Below are 20,201 nucleotides of genomic sequence, written 5' to 3' on the forward strand. Positions count from 1 at the left end.
AGCTAAGGGCTTTTATTTTATCCTTTTACAATATCTCCGTCTTGATCAAAAACTAAACTTCTGTAATTGGATCTGTATCTATTTTCACCATGAACTATTTTCAGATAATAATAGCCATTTCCCTTTCTCTTCGAAATTACAATTTCATAATCAGAATAATGTTTCTTCAAATATTGAGTAATTGAAGAAGGAAGATCTTCTAGTGTTACATTTCCTTTATAATCCCCTTTCTTATATCTTCTCCCTTGATCTTGCTCTAAAGTATTATCCGAAATAAAAGTACGACTTGCATATGTCGTAGCCAAGCCGGTCATTAATAAACCGATTAAAAACATTTTTTTCATGTCCAAGAAAATTAAATAATTAGTTAGTGCACTATGCCTAATGGCAAGACAAATATACTCTTTATATTCTAAAGAAAGTCTTTCAGTACTTTTCAAGAGGTTTATTTACCAAAATGCAAATACCAAAACCAAGAGAAAAATTACCAAGAGCTTAATATTTTACCATCAATTATATTTAGAATTAATAGCAGGCAATCGACTTATCTGTATATTTGTTTGTAAAAAATAACAGACCAATAAATGTATGACTGCAAAAGATATACAGAAGGAGCTTGAAAATGTATTTTCCCCCGAAAAAAGGGACTTCTTTCCTTATTTCTTTAAAACAGGAAAAGGGCAATACGGAGAGGGTGATAAGTTTATCGGAGTAGTAGTACCCGATATTCGAAAGATTGCAAAAGCAAATAAAACGCTCTCTTTTGACGAAGTCACCAAATTATTGAATAACGAATACCATGAGTGCAGAATGTGTGCTTTATTTATATTGATTGAGCAATACAAAAAAGCAAAAGAAGAAGATCGAAAATTATTAGTTGATTTTTACTTAGACCACTCACACCGTATCAATAATTGGGATTTGGTTGATTTGAGTGCCAAAGATATTCTCGGAGAATACTTACTAGATAAGAAAGACCGTAGTATTTTATATAGACTAGTTAAAAGCGATTTGCTATGGAATCAGCGTATCGCAGTAATAGCTACTTTTGCTTTTATAAAAAAGAATGATTTTAACGACATTCTACGCCTATCAGAAGAGCTTTTAGCTCATAAGCATGACCTCATGCACAAAGCAACTGGCTGGATGCTGCGAGAAGCGGGAAAAAGAGATAAAGATGTACTTATAGCTTTTCTGGATAAACATTATCGAGAAATGCCCCGAACTATGCTTAGGTATTCAATAGAAAAACTAATGCCGGAAGAAAAAACATATTATATGAAAAAAGATTAAGAAGAATCTGCACCTTCTCTGAACTCAGATTACAAGGTAGAATAATTATTATAGCGAGAGATTCGTGATAAATTATTCATCCGCACTAAACAATAAGCTATTAAATATAGTTTAAATATCATCTCAATAAACTTTGTTTATGACATTTACAAAAAATATAAGCAGGCTGGCAACCTTAGCATTTATTCTTATCGGGTTTCTCAGCCTATTATATAACAACTTTATCAACCAAACATTTTGGTATGATGAAGCATATACAATAGCAATGATGCAACATTCGTTTTCCGATATTTGGAAAATTACAGCTATGGATGTTCATCCCCCCCTCTATTATTTTATGTTGAAGCTATTCACCGAACTATTCGGTGATTCGTTGTTTACAATGCGTATATTTTCCAACCTGGGTATAATAGCTTGTTACCTTCTCGGAATATTTCCCATAAAACGTTTATTCGGAGACAAGGTATCATTCACATTCATTCTCCTCATGGTGTTGATGCCTATTAATCAATATTTGGGTGTAGAAATAAGAATGTATTCATGGGCTATGTTTTTTGTATTGGCAAGTTCGATATATGGTTACGAAACCTTTCAGAAAAAAATGCTTATCTCTTATTCAAAAATGACATTCTTTGCAATTTGTGCAGCCTATACCCATTACTATGCATTAATCGCTATTTTCTCTATATTCCTCATATTAATTATATACTTGTTAAGAAGAAAGAAAACCATTGTTAGACCTCTTCTTTTTGCCATTATTTTATTACTGGCTTATATCCCCTGGATACCTATATTTGCTTCGCAAGTATACAATGTCCACCAAAGTTTTTGGGTTGAGATACCAACATCCAAAGACATCCTTTTATTTTGCTATTACTTCTTTTCTCCGAAAGAACCATCGCATCCTTACACCATCTTCTCGATATGGAGCATGTCGGCTACACTACTAATAACATTAGGGCTTATACTAAGTGTAATTGTTCTTACCGTACGATTACATATGGAAGACAAACCCAATAAAAAGCTAAGAGCCGCCTCATATTTCATTCTCATCTTCATCTCCACAATAATCATTACCTTTGCAATCACATTTATCATAAAACCAATTAGCGTTCCGCGTTATGCCAGCTGCATGCTAGGTTCGCTAGTCTTGGGAATATCTATTTATGGAGTCGAATTATATAAGACTAAGGCAAAACCAATTATCATCGCAATACTCGTGATGCTCGTAATATTGAGCATTGCCCGCCTTTTTTCGGAAAGAGCGTACTATATATCACAAAACAAAGAGTTTGCTGAAATGAAATCATATATTCAAACGAAAGATATGCCACTTAAAGTAATAGCTCCTTTAGAATCATATCCAAGCTTGGCTAAATTATCGATCCTTTTCCCCAGAAAAGAATATTTATTGTTTTCACCAAATGATAATACAAATTATCTGCCTTTTGAAATTAAGAAAAAAGAGCAACTCCCTAGTATAGGTCAGTTCATCCTAGTCCAATCAGTTAATGATACGACACAACTCTCTGATGGCTATACGGTAAAAAGTAAATTAGAATCAACAGAAATTATTATTAGCCTGATAGAGGCTACACCAAAACAGTAGATGAAGGAATATCAATCGCATACATTAAAAAACGGTTTACGTATTATACACAAACCTTTAGCAGGAAAAGTTTCATATTGCGGATTTATAGTAAATGCAGGAACACGAGACGAGCAGTCAACCGAATATGGTATGGCTCATTTCGTAGAGCATATGCTATTTAAAGGCACAGAAAAACGCCGTTCGCATCACATTATAAATCGCATGGAGAGTGTAGGCGGAGAAATCAATGCTTATACGAATAAGGAAGAAACAGTGATTTATTCGATATTTCTCGAAGAACATTTTACGCGTGCATTCGAACTGCTTACCGATTTGACTTTTCATTCTGTCTTTCCAGAGAGAGAAATAGAAAAGGAAATAGATGTAATACTCGATGAAATAAATTCATATGAAGATAGCCCTTCGGAATTGATATTCGATGAATTCGAAAATATCATCTTCCGTAATTCTCAGCTAGGTCACAATATACTCGGAGAACCCGAATTGCTGACTAAATTCGATACAATTAAGGCCAGGTCTTTTGTACAACAACACTATCTTCCAGAGAATATGGTATTCTTTTCTTTGGGAAATACCGACATAAAGAAAATCATAAAACTGGCGGAAAAATATTTGGCAGATATAAACATATCAAATCACCAACATATAAGAATAGCTCCCGATTCAATAGACAGAATAGAGCAGATTACAGTAAAAGAAACTTCACAAACGCATGCATTGATCGGAGGTAAATGCTACAACCTACATCATCCTAAACGAAAAGCATTACACCTACTAAATAACATTCTTGGAGGACCAGGCATGAATAGCAGGTTAAATATATCTCTACGCGAAAAAAGGGGCTATGTGTACAATGTAGATTCTAATGTTACCAGTTATTCAGACACTGGAATTTTTTCCATTTACTTTGGCTGCGATAAACGCAATGCCGAAAAATGTATGAAACTAATACATGCCGAACTCAAAAATCTACGAGATAACAAATTGACTACATCTCAACTGGCTGCTGCCAAAAAACAAATGATCGGACAAATTGCAATTTCGGGTGATAGTCACGAAAATTTAGCATTGAGTCTAGGTAAAAGCTTCATGCATTACAACCACTTCAATAATATGGAAGAGACCATAAAAAAGATAGAACAGATATCAGCTTCAGATCTTTTAGAAGTTGCAAACGAAGTTTTTGATAGGGATAGGCTTAGTTCTTTAATTTATCAGTAATCAATTGGAGGGATAAGTTACAGAAAAATAAATTAACAGTTGCATTTTAGTTAAAATACCATAATGATACCCAATAAGCTATCAAACAACCATTTTAAATAAATAAAAACTCTTATTTAACTATAAAACCATTAAACCTCTTACACTATTTTAATTATTTAACATAAATAATTCTTGTTTTGGCTCTAAATCTCAAAATTAAGGATAAATTTGTGCCGTTTTTGGTTAATAGAAAAATAATAATTAAAAATTTAGTGTTTATGAAAAAATTATTCTTAACAATTGCAGTAGCTCTAGGTATGTTCACTGCAGTAAGCGCTCAAAGCAACATGTGGGTTGGAGGAACAGCAGGAATTTGGTCTAGCAAAGTAAAAGGTGGTGACAGCCAACTTAGCTTCAAAGTTATGCCAGAATTCGGATATATATTAAATAACAACGTAGGTATTGGTATCGCTCTTGGTGGATCTCATACTCATGGTGCAACTCTTGATTTTGATGGAAACGCTCTTACATCAGAGGGATCATTGAATTCATATATCGTTAATCCTTTCCTTCGTTATACTTTTCTAAAAAGTGATTTAGGAGGTTTATTCTTTGATGGAGGTGTAGCTTATGAATGGTCAAAAGGAACTGCTGGAGGACTTAAAGGATCTGGTATAGAAGTAGGTTTAAGACCAGGGATTGCTCTTAATGTATCAAGCAAAGTTGCTTTACTTGGCAAATTTGGATTCTTAGGATACCAAAATAAGAAACAAGATTATCCTGCAGAGGTTAATGGAGAAACAGTAAAACATGAAACTAACAGCTTCGGTTTTGATTTTGACATGAGAAACATTGAATTAGGAGTTAACTTCAAATTCTAATTTGATCATATAATCAAATACAAAAAAACCTCTTGAAATTTCAAGAGGTTTTTTTTATACTTTTATTCAATACTATCAAACTTTCATTACCCATATTGAAAAGTAGATCCACAATACTCAGATTTTCGGTGAATCCAAATCGCTGATCGAAAATCTGATAATAAGGAACGGACTGAAAATCAGAATCAACCCGTCTCCAATTTGTCTTTGGCGAAATTTTTGATCTGAAATCTTCGCTTCCCAACTCTAATGTAAATTCATCTGTATATTTTAAATTAGAAGTATCTATATCAATTAATCTACATATAAGATCTCTCAACTCCTCGTTGAAATCAAAAAGGTATTTATAGCTCTTTTCATAGAAGGGACGAAAGTCATCTTGATAATATTCGAAGAATGGAGTCGAATTATAAGCCGAAATAAGCGCATTCCAGTGCAAATGACGCCAATTTCCATGTTCAGCAATACAAAGATCCCTTATCAAGCATTTTTTGCCTCCAGAGCTCTCTATTGGAATGGAAAGAGTCATAGGACCATTTGCTGAAAGAATAGTACACCTATTTCTGTAAGTCTGCTTAATATAATTCTCATGTTGCTCGATAATAACATCGTCATTAAGCAGCTTCGAATAATATTCGATTGGAGCAAGATAGGCAGTAGATAAATATATACTCATTTGTAATTGAGGTTTCAATGCTTTTTTGTTGCTTTGGAAGATAAAAAGCCAGAGGTTTTTCTAGCGATAAAAATTATGTGCAATTAGAATCAAAATAATAATCATAGTTCTACTTTACACATGAGAATAAACGATTCCATCTTGAACCGTCTTCATCACTCGAACTATACCAGATAACAGAAGCCTTTCCTATAATGTTTCTTTCCGAGATAAAACCTAACGATCGAGAATCAATAGCATCATCAGCATTATCCGACAAAAACCAATAATAATTATAGAGAAAAGTATAGGATTTCAGATCTTCGATCTTCACCGTCTCTCCCACTTCATCATTAATTATCTGATTGTATAAAGGTCTATTAAATTCAGTAAGGGTAATAGTCATACCTGAAGCAGGAATAATTAAATCATAAGACAACACCTCCTGAACATTCAATTGTAATTGAAGGCTATCCGGTAATTTCTGATTAATAAGAAATACTTCATATCTGCTAAGAGTAGAATATACCGAAAGTGAGTCCATAGAAATATCACGTGGAGATATCTTCAATGAATTTACAACGGCTAGAATTGTATCTCTTGAACTTCTTTCGAATCGGAATGATTGTAATAGATCGGGAGAAGAAACCGATTTTATACCATTCAAGTAAAAATCGGAACCCTTCACTATGATGGTATCGCCTGCCACGGCTACACATCTACTCAGATACAAACTTCGTTTATCTAAAGGTTTATCAGATTCCAACGGATTATTAAATAAGACAACATCATTTCGATCAACCATTTTACTGAATAAACGATGATATCCTAATTGGACTAAATCGGAGTATGATTTAAATCCCAGAAATGTATCAAAAGTAAAAGGTATAGATAGCAGAGTCATTGGCATTCTTATACCATAAGAAACCTTATTAACCAAAACCCTGTCGCCTCTAAGTAAAGCAGTCTCCATCTGAGAAGAAGAGACTGTATAAGACTGAATAAAGAAAGCCCTAATAATAAAAACAATCAATAAAGCGATAAGGAATACCTTGCCCCACCACTTCAATATCTGTGCTTTCTTCTGGAACATACGCTAATTTAATTATAAATAAAATAATATCAGACTCTTAGAATATGGGCGAATATATATTCGCCCATTAATTTTTCCTTTTCAATAAATCTAATTATTAGACCTTATTGTCAAAGCTATAAAATAAGCTTAATATCTTATTTCTTTTTGGCACTTGTAAAGATTCTATTCCAACGGATTTTTCCATTGAACCAGCTTTTATCTTTGTCTAAAGATAACCAAACAAACAAAGGTTGCCCTACAATATGATCTTCCGGAACAAAACCCCATGAACGGGAATCCGCAGAATTATGACGATTATCGCCCATCATAAAATAATAATCAAACTTGAAGGTGTAAGAATCTGCTTGCTGACCATTGATGTAAACTTTTCCATCCTTATAATCAAATTGATTATTTTCATAGTTTTTAATTACACGCTCATAAGCAGCCACCTTATAATCTACATCTTTATCGAAAGTAATCGTTTCGCCTTTTTTAGGAATCCATAGAGGTCCGAATGAATCACGAGTCCATCTTGTAGGATAATTAATCGGATAATAAAACGGATAATCTATAATCTTTCCATCAGCAGTTTCTCTTCTTTCAATACGCTCTTTCTCCTTGAAAATATTAATAACAAAAGGTTTCGATCTCAAAGTTTCCACCATTTGTTTAGTAAGAGGTAATGTATAAACCAAACCAAAAGTTTTACCTTTTGCCACAAAACCCAGTTGAGTTAATTGTAAGCTATCCGAAGTATATTTCATTTCCTCTGGAAGGCTTTTATTTAAAAGAGGATTAGCTCTTCTCAATTCATTTAATGGATCAAAATAGTTTGCAGACAATTGACCTCTTTCGTTCATAACAGCATAGTCATCTTTACTGATTCCTAATTCATCGAATACCTGCTCAGAAATTGCAGTACCATCCGTTTGAACAAAATATCTCAATTGCATATCTTCAGGATCTGCTACCTTTACTCCATTGATATAAACTTCATCATCCTTTATTTCTAAAGTTTCGCCCGGAAGTCCCATACATCGTTTCACATAATTTTCTCTCCTGTCTACAGGACGATAAACTATTTCTCCATATCTGGCTTTGTCAGACCAAAGTCCTTCGCGTCCCCTGGCATCTAATTTGCACAAACTATAATAATCGGCTTGTTGCATATTCAACGCCACAGTATCACCTGCAGGAAAATTGAAAACAACAATATTGCCTCTTTCTATCGTTCCAAAACCGGCAAAGCGTTGGTATTTTAATTGAGGCTTATCTAAATAAGACTTACAATCTAAAATAGGTAAAGTATGTTGAGCTAAAGGAAAAGACAAGGGTGTCATTGGTGAACGAGTTCCGTAGCTCATTTTGCTCACAAACAGAAAATCACCAACCAAAAGAGACTTCTCTAAAGAAGACGATGGAATCTGATAATTCTGAAAGAAGAATGTATTAATAATATACACCGCAATTAAAGCAAAACCAATAGCATCTGCCCATTCCATAAACTTACGAAATGGTCCGTTTCCACTCGTTTTCCAAAAAGCCCACGGAATATACTTTAAAATGTAACTATCGAAGAAAAGGGGAATTAATAACAAAACAAGGTAATAACCAGTCCAGATGGTAAAGGCAATACAAAATAGCGTTATTAATAAAAATTTGACCCATTGCTTCCGCGTAGCACCCGAAAGCCTCTCATTGAAACTTTTCTTTGCTGAAGAGTTATTCTGGTTACTTGTTGTTCCCATATTAAGCAATATAAAATATTTATTACGTGATCAAGATCACTAGTTAATATATTCTGCCAAAGTAATAAAAGGTCTCCGACCTTAAAAATTAAGCATATCCTCCATTCCTAAAAATCCTTTTTTACCACATGTAAATTCTGCGGCTAAAACAGCGCCCAAAGCAAATCCTTTACGGTTTTTGGCATCGTGCTTTATGCTGATTACATCGGCTTCCGACTCATAAAATATTTCGTGAATACCAGGAACTTCACCTTCTCTAATACAATGTATTGCCAGATCAGTTGGTTTCATTTCCGTTTCTAGGTGCCAATCGCTCTTTCTATCGACATTTTCGATAATACCTTCGGCTAGAGTAATAGCAGTTCCACTTGGTGCATCCAATTTGTGGATATGATGAGTTTCCTCCATTCTCACTGTATAGTCAGGAAACTGATTCATAATCTTCGCAAGGTACTTATTTACAGCAAAAAAGATATTAACACCCAAACTATAATTTGAAGCATAAAAGAATGTTTGACTATTTTTCTCACAAGCCTCTTTTACTTCAGGTAAGTACTCAAGCCATCCAGTAGTACCAGCAACAACAGGAACCTGGGCAGCAAAACACTTTCTGTAATTATTCATAGCACTTGCAGGAGTTGTAAACTCAATTGCAACATCTGCACTCTTAAATGCTGGCGAATCAAATTCCGCAAGATTATTCTCATCTACAATTGAAACTATAAAGTGTCCACGATCTTGGGCAATTCGTTCAATTTCTTTACCCATTTTTCCGTAACCAATAAGTGCTATTTTCATATCTAACTAAATCTATATTAAACTATTATAAACTATTCAGAATCTATATTGTATCATTTCTATAAGCCCCAATAACCATATCTACTTTAGATGGTAAACATCGTTGTTGGTTTGATTATATTCTTACAATACTACAAATGTAAGAAAAACTAATTACTATAATCTATTGGATATTCTGATAAACAGACTATTTATTTAAGTATTTAATAAAAATTTCATTTACGTCTTTTTCTAATTAGTCTGATTAAGTAAAAAAAGATCACAGAATCCTCAAATAAAAATAACAATCTAATAATCAAACAGTAAGATCGAATACAATCCTTTTTATCGAATATCTAAATTCTTTTTCAAGACAAATGGCATCTTTTCATCGTAAAAAATAAGAATTCGAAAAAAGAGAATATATATCGATAACTAGATGCTTCTTTTTTCTTCCAAAACAAGACATTTTTTTCTTAAAAAGATGCTTTCTTTTTGAGAGATACTTTATAAAAAAATAAAAGAAAATACGTAAACTTTCAATATACAGATTAGATGAGTTTTGGAGAAAATTTAATTTACAATAATAAATATAGTTAACCAATAATAATTATAGTAATTATATAAGATATATAAAATTGAAAATTATAGAAAATACAAAAACACTCACAGATATCACTATTATACCGCAATACTATAAGATTATACATTATTTAAGTTTAATAATACATTAATTTTAAAATCTATTATATTAAATAAGAACTATATAAATATACATAGTAATACATACTACTATTATAATAATAAATAATTAAATAATTTTAAATAAATAATTAGAATCGAATAAATCTAAAAATTGGAAATAATAAAATTAAAAATTGAAATATTATTGATTAAAACGATAAACTATATAGAAAATATAAATTTATAGTTTTACAAAAAAAAGAAAGAAATAGAAAATAGTTAATTGGAAAATATAGAATGAAAATTGAAAATATAGAAACCAAAAAAGGAGCAAGAAAAGGAAAGAAATCCCCTCACTTACTCCTACAATATATTCATTTTTCGAATTTACTTTTAGGACAGAAAAAAGTTAGATCGAAAGAGAAAAAATAATTACAAATTAGCAGACTTTACAATTTCTTTTATTCTGTCTGAATCCGAAACAAGAAAAGAATATTCTGAATAACCTGAATTATTATAATTATCGGGGAAATTAGGATTGCTATATTTCATTCCCCCTTTTCTCAATGTTTGGAATGTACCATGCACTTCTTTTACACCCGTAGTATGAACTAATTCTCTAACATTCGATTCTTTTACACCAGCACCAGCCATTATAGCAATCCTATCTCCGGCTAAATCAACAAGCTCTTTCAAGACATTTCGCCCATCAAAAGCAGTTTGTTTACCTCCTGAAGTAAGAATTCTATCGCATCCAAGACCAATAACATCCTCTAAAGCTGATTGAATATTACAAACTCGATCAAAAGCTCGGTGGAAAGTTGTAGACAGTCCGTATTTCTTAGCCAGTTCTACCAAAATACCATTCCTATTTATATCGACATTCCCATTTTCATCAAGGATACCGATAACAACACCATTACAATGAAGCTCTCCACAGGTTATAATATCACTTTTCATCGACTCAAAATCGAGATCATCATATAAAAAATCACCACCACGAGGGCGAATAATCACATTCAGATCAATCTCAATATGATTACGCGTAAGTTCAATTTGCGATTGAGCAGGAGTCGTTCCTCCATCACAAAGATTTCCGCAAAGTTCTACTCTTACCGCCCCACCCTTTTGAGCTTCAATTGCCGACTGAACAGAGTTAGCACACACTTCAACAGTTACCATATTTCAAAAACAATTAGAGTTACATTTATATTTTAAGTAAAAATAAGACAAAAAAGAAGAAATCGGAAAGCTTACACCGAAAGAAACAAGTTATGAACTGATATAAAAATAGTAACTTTGCGCTGTAATTAAGTAACAGTAAGTAATTAATACAACATTCCCAATTAAAACAGGCAGTTGTACTTATCAAAACAATAAATAGATCTGAGACTTTTAAATAAATAACAATGAATTTCAAATATGACGTTATAGTCGTAGGTGCAGGACATGCCGGCTGTGAAGCCGCAACAGCAGCAGCCAATATGGGCTCAAAGACACTGTTGATCACGATGGATATGAATAAAATTGCTCAAATGAGCTGTAATCCGGCAGTGGGTGGTATAGCAAAAGGGCAAATTGTAAGAGAGATCGATGCTCTTGGCGGACAAATGGGAATAGTTACAGACATGACAGCTATCCAATTTAGAATGCTGAATAAATCAAAAGGTCCTGCAATGTGGAGTCCACGTGCACAAAGCGACCGCACTCAGTTCATCATAAAATGGAGAGAAATCATCGAGAATACCGATAATCTTTTCATGTGGCAAGATGCAGTAACATCCCTTATTATCGAGAATAAAGAAGTAAAAGGAGTAAAAACAGCTCTTGGTGTCTCCTTTTCTGCTGAAGCAGTAATCCTGACAAACGGTACTTTTTTGAACGGATTAATGCACATTGGGGCAACTCAACTCACAGGAGGTAGAACTTCTGAACCTGCATCATACGGAATCACCGAACAATTGAGAGAAGCAGGTTTCACTACCGACAGGATGAAAACGGGAACTCCTGCCAGAATAGACGGTAGAAGCGTAGACTTTTCACTGATGGAAGAACAAGAAGGAGAAAACGATTTTCATAAATTTTCTTATCTTGATTTTGAACCAAGACCTCTAAAACAACTTAGTTGTTGGATATCAAACACCAACATGGAGGTGCACGATAAACTAAGAGAAGGTCTCGAATTCTCACCCCTTTACAACGGACAAATCAAGAGTATAGGACCTAGATATTGCCCCAGTATCGAAACTAAAATAGTAACATTTGCAGAGAAAACATCTCATCAATTGTTCTTGGAGCCCGAAGGAGAAAACACTCAAGAATATTATTTGAATGGATTTTCTTCGTCTCTCCCACTCCACAATCAAATAGAAGCACTTCAAAAAATTCCTGCTTTTAGAAACATACATATATTCAGACCAGGATATGCTATTGAGTACGATTTCTTCGATCCTACTCAATTGAAACATACGTTGGAAACGAAACTGCTTAAAAACTTATTCTTCGCAGGTCAAATAAATGGAACTACGGGATACGAAGAAGCTGGTGGACAAGGATTGATTGCAGGTATAAACGCTCACCTAAAATGCCACAGTGATAAAGAATTTATATTAAGACGTGACCAAGCATACATTGGTGTTTTAATCGACGACTTGGTAACAAAAGGTGTTGATGAACCATATAGAATGTTTACATCTCGCGCAGAATATCGCATTCTCCTAAGACAAGATGATGCAGATGCACGCCTAACTAAAATAGGATATGAACTAGGACTAGCCAAACAAGAACGTGTAGACTTATTAAATCAGAAACAATCAGAAATAAATAGATTGATCGAATTCACCTCGAATTACTCTCTAAAACCAGATTATATAAACCCTGCTTTGGAGAAGTTAGGCACAAGCCCTCTTAAACAAGGAACCAAATTAAAAGACCTTTTGATGCGTCCGCAAATAAATATAGAGAACATCAAAGAAGCTATTCCTGCGTTTAAATCTGAAATAGATAAACTAGCCAACAGAAAAGATGAAATTCTGGAAGCAACAGAAATAATAATCAAATACGATGGTTACATTAAACGTGAACAGTTAATCGCTGAAAAAATAACGAGACTTGAAAATATTCTCATAAAAGACAAAATAGATTATGAGAGTATTCTTTCATTATCGACTGAGGCTCGCCAAAAGCTCACCAAGATAAATCCTGAGACAATCGGACAAGCAAGTCGAATCCCTGGAGTTTCACCCAACGACATTTCGATTCTCCTTGTACTTTTAGGACGATAAAAAAAATGAAGTTCCACGTGAAACAAAAATCGGTTTCACGTGGAACAATTTCAAAAATACGCATCAGAACACTTTAAAACAGTTATTTATAAAATCATGCCACACAAAAAAATTGAAAATTTAAAAGCATCTGTAAGAAACATTCCTGATTTTCCGATACCAGGAATCCAATTTAAAGATGTTACAACATTATTTCAATCTCCTCAAAATTTAAAAGACTTAACGGAAGTTCTAACGGACTTATACAAAGAAAAAGGAATAACCAAAGTTGTAGGAATAGAATCCAGAGGTTTTATAATGGGTCCTATCCTAGCCTTAAATTTGGATGCCGGATTTATACCAATTAGAAAACCCGGTAAACTTCCTGCAGATACTATCGAAGAAAGTTACGAAAAGGAATACGGTATAGATACTATTCAAATTCATAAAGATTCGCTAGAACCAGATGATATCGTTCTTATACACGACGATTTACTTGCAACGGGAGGAACAATGCTTGCTGCTTATAAATTAATCAAAAGAATGGGCGTAAAAAAAATATATGTAAACTTTATTATCGAACTAGAGCAACTTGAAGGAAGGAAACTATTTCCTAAAGACGTAGAAGTAGAGGCTATCATTAAATATGATATTTAAAAGATAAGAAAACTAACAGAAACTAAAACCTACATATATTATGAACGAGAGCTTAAGAAACATAATACAGAATATACCCGACAAACCGGGATGTTATCAATATTTTGATGATAAGGGAAGTATTATATATGTAGGAAAAGCCAAAAATTTAAAAAAGAGAGTATCCTCCTATTTTACTAAGACTCACCACGACAGTCCAAAGACACGAATATTGGTCAGTAAAATAAAGGATATTAAATACATTGTTGTAGACACAGAGGAGGATACTTTTTTATTAGAGAACAATCTTATAAAAGAATATCAACCTCGCTACAATGTGATGCTTAAGGACGATAAAACTTATGCATCAATCGTCATAAGAAATGAATTCTTTCCTCGAATATTACAAACCCGTAATATTGTAAAAGACGGATCGCAATATTTTGGTCCATATGCAAGCGGTAGCAGTATAAAAGCATTACTGGAAACAATACATAAACTCTACCCTATCCGTACATGCAGCTTAGCTCTTACACCAGAAAATATCCGAAGTGGCAAATTTAAGGTTTGTCTAGAGTATCATATCAAACGATGTCTAGGTCCATGCGAAGGGTTGCAATCTCTGGAAGATTATAACAATAACGTAGAAAGTGTACGCGAAATATTAAAAGGAAATATAAATATTGCCAGCAAAGCTATATATGAAGAGATGCAAAAACTGGCTGAAGATTTTAAATTTGAAGAAGCTCAGAAATTAAAAGAGAAATATATTTTGATTGAGAACTTCAAACAAAGATCAACTGTTGTATCGAGCATTATGTATAATATTGATATTTTCGGCTACGACGAAGATAGATCCGCAGCATATATAAACTTCCTTAGTGTACATAACGGATCAGTAATTAGAGCATATACTTTCGAATACAAGAAGAAATTAGATGAGCAAAAAGAAGAGCTATTAGGGCTTGCTATTCTTGAAATGAAAAATCGTTTTCAAAAATTGGCAAGAGAAATAGTAGTGCCTTTTTATCCCGATCTGATTCTTCAAGATACAGAATTCACGATACCACAACGAGGCGATAAATTGAAACTTCTGAAACTTTCTATTCAGAACGTAAAACAGTATAAAGTAGACAAACTAAAAAAGGCAGAAAGCCTAAATCCAGAGCAACGATCGATCAGAATTGTGAAAGGAATTCAAAACGATCTTCATCTAAAAGAATTACCTATACATATCGAATGTTTTGATAACTCGAACATCCAAGGAACAAATCCTGTTTCGGCATGCGTAGTATTTAAGATGGCCAAACCATCTAAAAAAGATTATCGTCACTTTATAGTTAAAACAGTAGAAGGCCCTGATGACTTTTCGACCATGACAGAAGTGGTATATAGACGTTATAGCAGACTAAAGGAAGAGAAGGCTCCCCTACCCCAACTTATTATTATTGATGGAGGTAAAGGACAATTGAGTGCAGCTTGCGAATCGCTAAAGGAACTTGACTTATACGGAAAAATAGCTATCGTAGGTATCGCCAAAAGATTAGAGGAAATCTATTATCCGGAGGACTCTATCCCCCTGTATCTTGACAAAAACTCGGAAACATTAAAGGTAATCCAACACTTACGCGACGAAGCTCACCGCTTTGGAATTACTTTTCACAGAAACAGGAGAAGCAAAGGTCAAATAGTATCAGAGCTTGATAGTATTAAAGGTATTGGTGAAGAGACAAAAAAGATGCTATTGAAGCACTTCAAGAGTATAAAGCGTATAAAGTCAGCCACTAACCAAGAAATAGAAGTAGTAGTAGGTAAGCATAAAGCAAAACTTATTACAGAATATTTCAATACAGAAAAAAAGGATACAGATGCCTAAATAAAATATATTCTCTAAGATAAAACATACAGAATATAAACATCCCCTCTTAAACAACACAGTATCAATCAGTTTAGCTAAAATAATTATTTCAGTCCATCAGAGCAGCACTTTAAAGTAGCAAATTGACACAAAAAGGAGTGAAAAAACCATTAAATAGGAAATCTAAAAACAAATAGAAGTTATTAGAACATAATTAACTATTCATTTGTTATAATTAGAAGAAAACATAAAATTATATCATTATGGAAAATCATTTACTTTCAACATTCAAAAGAGCAGTTAAAAACTGGTGGATATCTCTATTAGTAGGTATCATAGCAGTTGTAGTTGGCTTCATCTGTATGTTTACACCCTTTGCTACATTTGCAGCTATCACTCTACTATTTGTTTTTTCATTCTTCGTTGGAGGAATTTCTGAAATCGTATTCGCAATCTCCAACAAGAATATAATAAACAATTGGGGATGGACCTTAGCAATGGGGATTATCGATTTATTGTTTGCAATATTCTTACTAGCTAATCTAGATATTGCACCTCTAATGTTATGTTACTTTATCGCCTTCTGGATACTTATCCAATCTATTTGGGGAATTGGTATGGCATTAGACCTTCAATCCGTAAGAAACAGCGGTTGGGGATGGGTACTAGCACTATCTATACTTAGTGTATTTGCATCTATCATCCTATTATTTCAACCCGCAATTGCAGGATTATTTGCAGCATACATTATATCCTTTGGATTCATATTTTACGGGGTTCTTAGAATATTCCTAGCATTTAAACTTAAAACGCTGGTAAAATATCTACCCGAAGACAAGCACGAACATTAACTGATTTGAGGTATCTTAAATTAAAGAAATCAACTAACTGCACATTGACTAATGTGCAGTTTTTTATTGCCCACTTACACAAATTTATTGCTACTTTTGTATTCAAAATAATGTCTTAGAAAAGCAATTTTATTGAATTAAAACCAGAGATACTTTCAATAATTTGTCACTCCTTTATCTATAAGAATATTAATTAGTTAGAGATGAAGTAACTGAAAAAAAGAGAAAAAAGACATCTTGTAAAATATTACTTTTTACCTTTATATTCGTTACTTACTGAATTACAAGATATTGAATAAGGAACAAAAATCTGCAAAGTAAATTTACTTATAACCTGAAAATATATTTTTCGGGAAAATTATTTCGATTCACTATTTGCATAAATAATAATATAGTAGCTAAAGTACCCATGCGTGTATTAATACAAAGAGTAAAACGGGCATCCGTAACAATAGAAGGAAAGATAAAGTCCGAAATAAGTAAAGGGCTTCTTGTTCTTTTAGGAATAGAAGATTCCGACACTAAAGAAGACATCCAATGGCTATGTAACAAGGTTGTCAATCTTCGTATTTTTGATGATGAAAATGGTGTAATGAATCTCTCTCTTAAAGAGACAAATTCTGAGATACTGGTTGTATCGCAATTCACGCTTCTTGCATCTACAAAGAAAGGAAATAGACCCTCCTATATCAGAGCATCAAAACCCGATATTGCAGTACCTCTGTATGAAGAGTTTTGCAAAGAACTAGAAACATTAATAAAGAAGGAAGTTCAAACAGGCTCTTTTGGAGCCCATATGGACGTCGAACTAATCAACGATGGGCCAGTAACCATTTGGATCGATTCGAAAGAAAAAGAATAGCTTAAAATACGAAATATGACTATACAGGAAGCACAGAACAAGGTTGATGAATGGATAAAAACATATGGTGTCAGATATTTTAGCGAACTGACCAATATGACTATCCTCACAGAAGAGGTAGGAGAATTAGCTAGAATAATGGCCAGAACTTATGGAGACCAATCATTTAAGAAAACAGATTTAGAAAAAAATCTGGCAGATGAAATGGCAGATATTATGTGGGTGCTTATGTGTTTGGCAAATCAAACAGGAGTAGATCTTACCGAGGCATTCAATAAGAACATGGAGAAGAAAACAAACAGGGATAAAAACCGACATATAAATAACGATAAATTGACTCAATCATGACTAGTACAAACAAGTACATTGACATCCTGAAACAGTACAAAACTGCTTTAAAAGATGAAGATATTGCAGAAAAAGTAAAAGAAATAATAGCTGACAAATTTGCAGAAAACAACAATGTTGAAGTATATAAAACGCTATATTCTTGTATCGATTTAACGACTCTCAACACTACTGATACCAAAGAAGAAGTCTGGAAATTTACTGAAAAAGTAAATGACTTTGAAGGAACATATCCTGACGTAAATAATGTTGCGGCTATATGCGTATATCCAAACTTTGCCGAAGTCGTAAAAGAGGCTCTAACAGCTCAAGGAGTAAAAATAGCCTGTGTATCAGGAGGCTTTCCATCATCACAAACATTCACAGAAGTAAAAATAGCAGAAACAGCACTAGCCGTAGCTAATGGTGCAGATGAGATAGATATCGTTCTAAACTTAGGCTTATTCTTAGATGAAAACTATGAAGAGCTATGCGAAGAAATTGACGAAATTAAACACTCTTGTCGCGATGCACATTTAAAAGTTATACTAGAAAGCGGAGCTTTGAAAACAGCTTCAAACATCATGAAAGCATCTGTATTATCACTATACTCAGGCGCAGATTTCTTGAAAACATCAACCGGAAAAGTATATGAAGGTGCGAGCCTGAAGGCTACTTATGTAATGTGTACTGCGATTAAAGAATACGCAAAGAAAACAGGCCGTAAAGTAGGTTTTAAAGCTTCTGGAGGCATTGTTACCACCGAAGATGCCGTGAAGTACTACACAGTAGTAAAAGAGGTATTAGGAGACGAATGGTGCAATAACGAATATTTCAGAGTTGGAGCCAGCCGATTAGCTAATAATTTATTAGATACCATAAAAGACTAATTAGGATTAAACCCCTACTCCATTATTATATAAAAAAGAAAGGTTATAATCGATTGATTATAACCTTTCTTTTTTATTCTTCAGTCTTCTTATTGTATCTGTCTTTAAATAGAGAACCTATAAGCAGTAGAATGACAAGAATACCTACAAGTTTACCTCCCCATGCATCCCAAAAAGGTATCTTTACCAAGCCTGCAAGGTTCTTTATATTATTTGTTTTTACAATATCAGCAATGTCTTGCTTAGATAAAACGACAAAATTTTCTTCGTCTATATATCCTACAATTTGACCTTCACCCTGTTGAAATATAGGTAAAAAAACAACTTCGAAATAAGTGTATTTATACCCAAAATCGAAATACTTACCATCATTAGACTTGTAATCTTCAGTATCTGGTAAATCACATATTTTCACAAGTTTATCATGCGGACCAAAAGTAACTTGTGCCGCATTCACTTCATATGTTGAAACAAGGTTTAATAAAGTAACAAAACTTAAAAGCAATAGTATTTTTTTCATAGAAGAAACAAAAAAATAGTAAGTACTTCGTCTATTATTGCCAGTTACAAAAATTTAATAAACGCGTTCTACCACATATTCTACAGCATTCACCAAAGCCTCTTTTACTTCTCCTTCTTTCAAAGTGTCAATAATTTCAATTGCCTTCTGCCTGAATATTTCGATCTTATCGTATGCATATTCTATTCCACCATTTTCTTTAGCAAAAGAAATAAGAGTAGATACATCCTGATCCGAAAACTCACTTACTTCAATAATTTTCATCATTGCCTGCGATTCTTCAGAATCAGTATTCTTCAAAGCATACAATAAAGGAAGAGTAACCTTTCCTTCTCGTATGTCATTGCCTGTTGGCTTACCTACATTATTCGAGAAATAATCAAAAATATCATCCCTCAATTGGAAACAAATACCTAAATATTCACCCAATTTCTCAAAACGATCTACATTCTCCGAACTAGCTCCAACAGATTGAGCACCTATTTTCATGCAAACCGAAAGCAATGAAGCAGTCTTCTTCTTAATAACTTCAAAATATTCTGCTTCATCCAAAATGATTTCCTTAGCCAGCGACAATTGGTTCAATTCACCTTCTGCCAAACTACGACCTAAGCCCGATATAGCCGAAATGATTTCCATATCACCAGTCAATACACTCTTAATCAAAGCAGTTGACAAGAAATAATCACCCGCCAAAACTGCCATTTTATTATCATAAATGGCATTTGTCGAGAGTCTTCCTCTTCTCATTTTCGATTCATCCACAACATCGTCATGTATCAACGATGCAGTGTGCAACAATTCTACTGTTACTGCAGAATGATATGTAGTCTCAGTTATTTCTCCACAAGCTTTAGCTGCCAACAATAGTAAAATCGGACGAATATGCTTTCCGTCTGATTTCATTATGTAATCTATAATCTCCTGAATTCTAGGATTATTACAAAATATTGACTCTCTAAAATAAGAAGTAAAACGTTCGAGTTCTGAAGCTATCGGCTTAGCTATCAAAAGCTTTTTATCCATACTAAAATTAGTTGAATTGCAAATTTATAAATAATTC

Annotated in this window: 19 protein-coding genes; 11 read left to right on the forward strand and 8 right to left on the reverse strand. The window is 33.5% G+C overall.

The genetic code is table 11. The features are described from left to right. Window positions 1-17: 17 nt before the first annotated feature. On the reverse strand, window positions 18-344 hold the full coding sequence (locus tag IR022_RS11310; RefSeq protein ID WP_157258054.1) for a hypothetical protein: 327 nt from the start codon (window positions 342-344) through the stop codon (window positions 18-20). Window positions 345-588: 244 nt separating this feature from the next. Here IR022_RS11310 and IR022_RS11315 point away from each other — a divergent pair, with 244 nt between their 5' ends. The 4 genes from IR022_RS11315 (at window position 589) to IR022_RS11330 (ending at window position 4,989) form a co-directional block, all read left to right on the forward strand. Then, on the forward strand, window positions 589-1,293 hold the full coding sequence (locus tag IR022_RS11315; protein ID WP_050708255.1) for a DNA alkylation repair protein: 705 nt from the start codon (window positions 589-591) through the stop codon (window positions 1,291-1,293). A 139-nt stretch (window positions 1,294-1,432) separates the two neighbouring features. After that, window positions 1,433-2,902: a glycosyltransferase family 39 protein gene (locus IR022_RS11320; RefSeq protein ID WP_050708254.1), complete on the forward strand. Its 1,470-nt coding sequence runs from the start codon at window positions 1,433-1,435 to the stop codon at window positions 2,900-2,902. After that, window positions 2,903-4,126 (forward strand): M16 family metallopeptidase, encoded by a 1,224-nt coding sequence (locus IR022_RS11325; protein WP_050708253.1) that lies wholly within the window; start codon window positions 2,903-2,905, stop codon window positions 4,124-4,126. A 260-nt stretch (window positions 4,127-4,386) separates the two neighbouring features. Beyond that, window positions 4,387-4,989 carry an outer membrane beta-barrel protein gene (locus IR022_RS11330; protein WP_050708252.1) on the forward strand — a complete coding sequence of 201 codons (603 nt, stop codon included), beginning with the start codon at window positions 4,387-4,389 and terminating at the stop codon, window positions 4,987-4,989. 40 nt (window positions 4,990-5,029) lie between these two features. Here the strand turns inward: IR022_RS11330 and IR022_RS11335 are convergent, their stop codons facing one another. From IR022_RS11335 to IR022_RS11355, 5 genes are all read right to left on the reverse strand, one after another. After that, window positions 5,030-5,665: a WbqC family protein gene (locus IR022_RS11335; RefSeq protein WP_194203758.1), complete on the reverse strand. Its 636-nt coding sequence runs from the start codon at window positions 5,663-5,665 to the stop codon at window positions 5,030-5,032. A 109-nt stretch (window positions 5,666-5,774) separates the two neighbouring features. Continuing rightward, window positions 5,775-6,737 carry a signal peptidase I gene (lepB, locus tag IR022_RS11340; protein WP_194203759.1) on the reverse strand — a complete coding sequence of 321 codons (963 nt, stop codon included), beginning with the start codon at window positions 6,735-6,737 and terminating at the stop codon, window positions 5,775-5,777. Window positions 6,738-6,874: 137 nt separating this feature from the next. Further along, window positions 6,875-8,470, reverse strand: coding sequence for a signal peptidase I (lepB, locus tag IR022_RS11345; RefSeq protein WP_194203760.1), 1,596 nt, complete (start codon window positions 8,468-8,470; stop codon window positions 6,875-6,877). Window positions 8,471-8,551: 81 nt separating this feature from the next. Beyond that, window positions 8,552-9,268 (reverse strand): 4-hydroxy-tetrahydrodipicolinate reductase, encoded by a 717-nt coding sequence (dapB, locus tag IR022_RS11350; protein WP_194203761.1) that lies wholly within the window; start codon window positions 9,266-9,268, stop codon window positions 8,552-8,554. Window positions 9,269-10,363: 1,095 nt separating this feature from the next. Continuing rightward, window positions 10,364-11,113, reverse strand: coding sequence for a copper homeostasis protein CutC (locus IR022_RS11355; protein WP_194203762.1), 750 nt, complete (start codon window positions 11,111-11,113; stop codon window positions 10,364-10,366). A 227-nt stretch (window positions 11,114-11,340) separates the two neighbouring features. Between IR022_RS11355 and mnmG the strand changes: the two genes are divergently transcribed. The 7 genes from mnmG (at window position 11,341) to deoC (ending at window position 18,618) form a co-directional block, all read left to right on the forward strand. After that, a complete protein-coding gene (gene mnmG / locus IR022_RS11360; protein WP_194203763.1) occupies window positions 11,341-13,215 on the forward strand; it encodes a tRNA uridine-5-carboxymethylaminomethyl(34) synthesis enzyme MnmG in 1,875 nt (624 codons plus the stop codon). 96 nt (window positions 13,216-13,311) lie between these two features. Next, window positions 13,312-13,851 (forward strand): adenine phosphoribosyltransferase, encoded by a 540-nt coding sequence (locus tag IR022_RS11365; RefSeq protein ID WP_194203764.1) that lies wholly within the window; start codon window positions 13,312-13,314, stop codon window positions 13,849-13,851. Between the two features lie 40 nt (window positions 13,852-13,891). Beyond that, a complete protein-coding gene (uvrC, locus tag IR022_RS11370; RefSeq protein WP_194203765.1) occupies window positions 13,892-15,706 on the forward strand; it encodes an excinuclease ABC subunit UvrC in 1,815 nt (604 codons plus the stop codon). Between the two features lie 245 nt (window positions 15,707-15,951). Next, window positions 15,952-16,539, forward strand: coding sequence for an HdeD family acid-resistance protein (locus IR022_RS11375; protein WP_194203766.1), 588 nt, complete (start codon window positions 15,952-15,954; stop codon window positions 16,537-16,539). Window positions 16,540-16,948: 409 nt separating this feature from the next. After that, the gene (dtd, locus tag IR022_RS11380) at window positions 16,949-17,401 is read left to right on the forward strand and encodes a D-aminoacyl-tRNA deacylase (RefSeq protein WP_194203767.1); all 453 of its coding nucleotides are present in this window, start codon (window positions 16,949-16,951) and stop codon (window positions 17,399-17,401) included. A gap of 15 nt (window positions 17,402-17,416) precedes the next feature. Next, window positions 17,417-17,749 carry a nucleotide pyrophosphohydrolase gene (locus tag IR022_RS11385; protein WP_194203768.1) on the forward strand — a complete coding sequence of 111 codons (333 nt, stop codon included), beginning with the start codon at window positions 17,417-17,419 and terminating at the stop codon, window positions 17,747-17,749. Then, window positions 17,734-18,618 carry a deoxyribose-phosphate aldolase gene (gene deoC, locus IR022_RS11390; RefSeq protein WP_410492817.1) on the forward strand — a complete coding sequence of 295 codons (885 nt, stop codon included), beginning with the start codon at window positions 17,734-17,736 and terminating at the stop codon, window positions 18,616-18,618. The genes IR022_RS11385 and deoC overlap by 16 nt, the downstream gene beginning before the upstream one ends. Window positions 18,619-18,691: 73 nt before the next feature. Here deoC and IR022_RS11395 read toward each other — a convergent pair whose 3' ends face one another. Both IR022_RS11395 and IR022_RS11400 read right to left on the reverse strand, forming a co-directional pair. Next, a complete protein-coding gene (locus IR022_RS11395; protein ID WP_050711382.1) occupies window positions 18,692-19,138 on the reverse strand; it encodes a hypothetical protein in 447 nt (148 codons plus the stop codon). 54 nt (window positions 19,139-19,192) lie between these two features. After that, complete coding sequence (locus tag IR022_RS11400; protein ID WP_194203770.1) at window positions 19,193-20,164, reverse strand: polyprenyl synthetase family protein; 972 nt, start codon at window positions 20,162-20,164, stop codon at window positions 19,193-19,195. Window positions 20,165-20,201 lie beyond the last annotated feature (37 nt).

This window comes from Dysgonomonas sp. GY617, from assembly GCF_015233815.1.
Classification (GTDB): domain Bacteria; phylum Bacteroidota; class Bacteroidia; order Bacteroidales; family Dysgonomonadaceae; genus Dysgonomonas_A.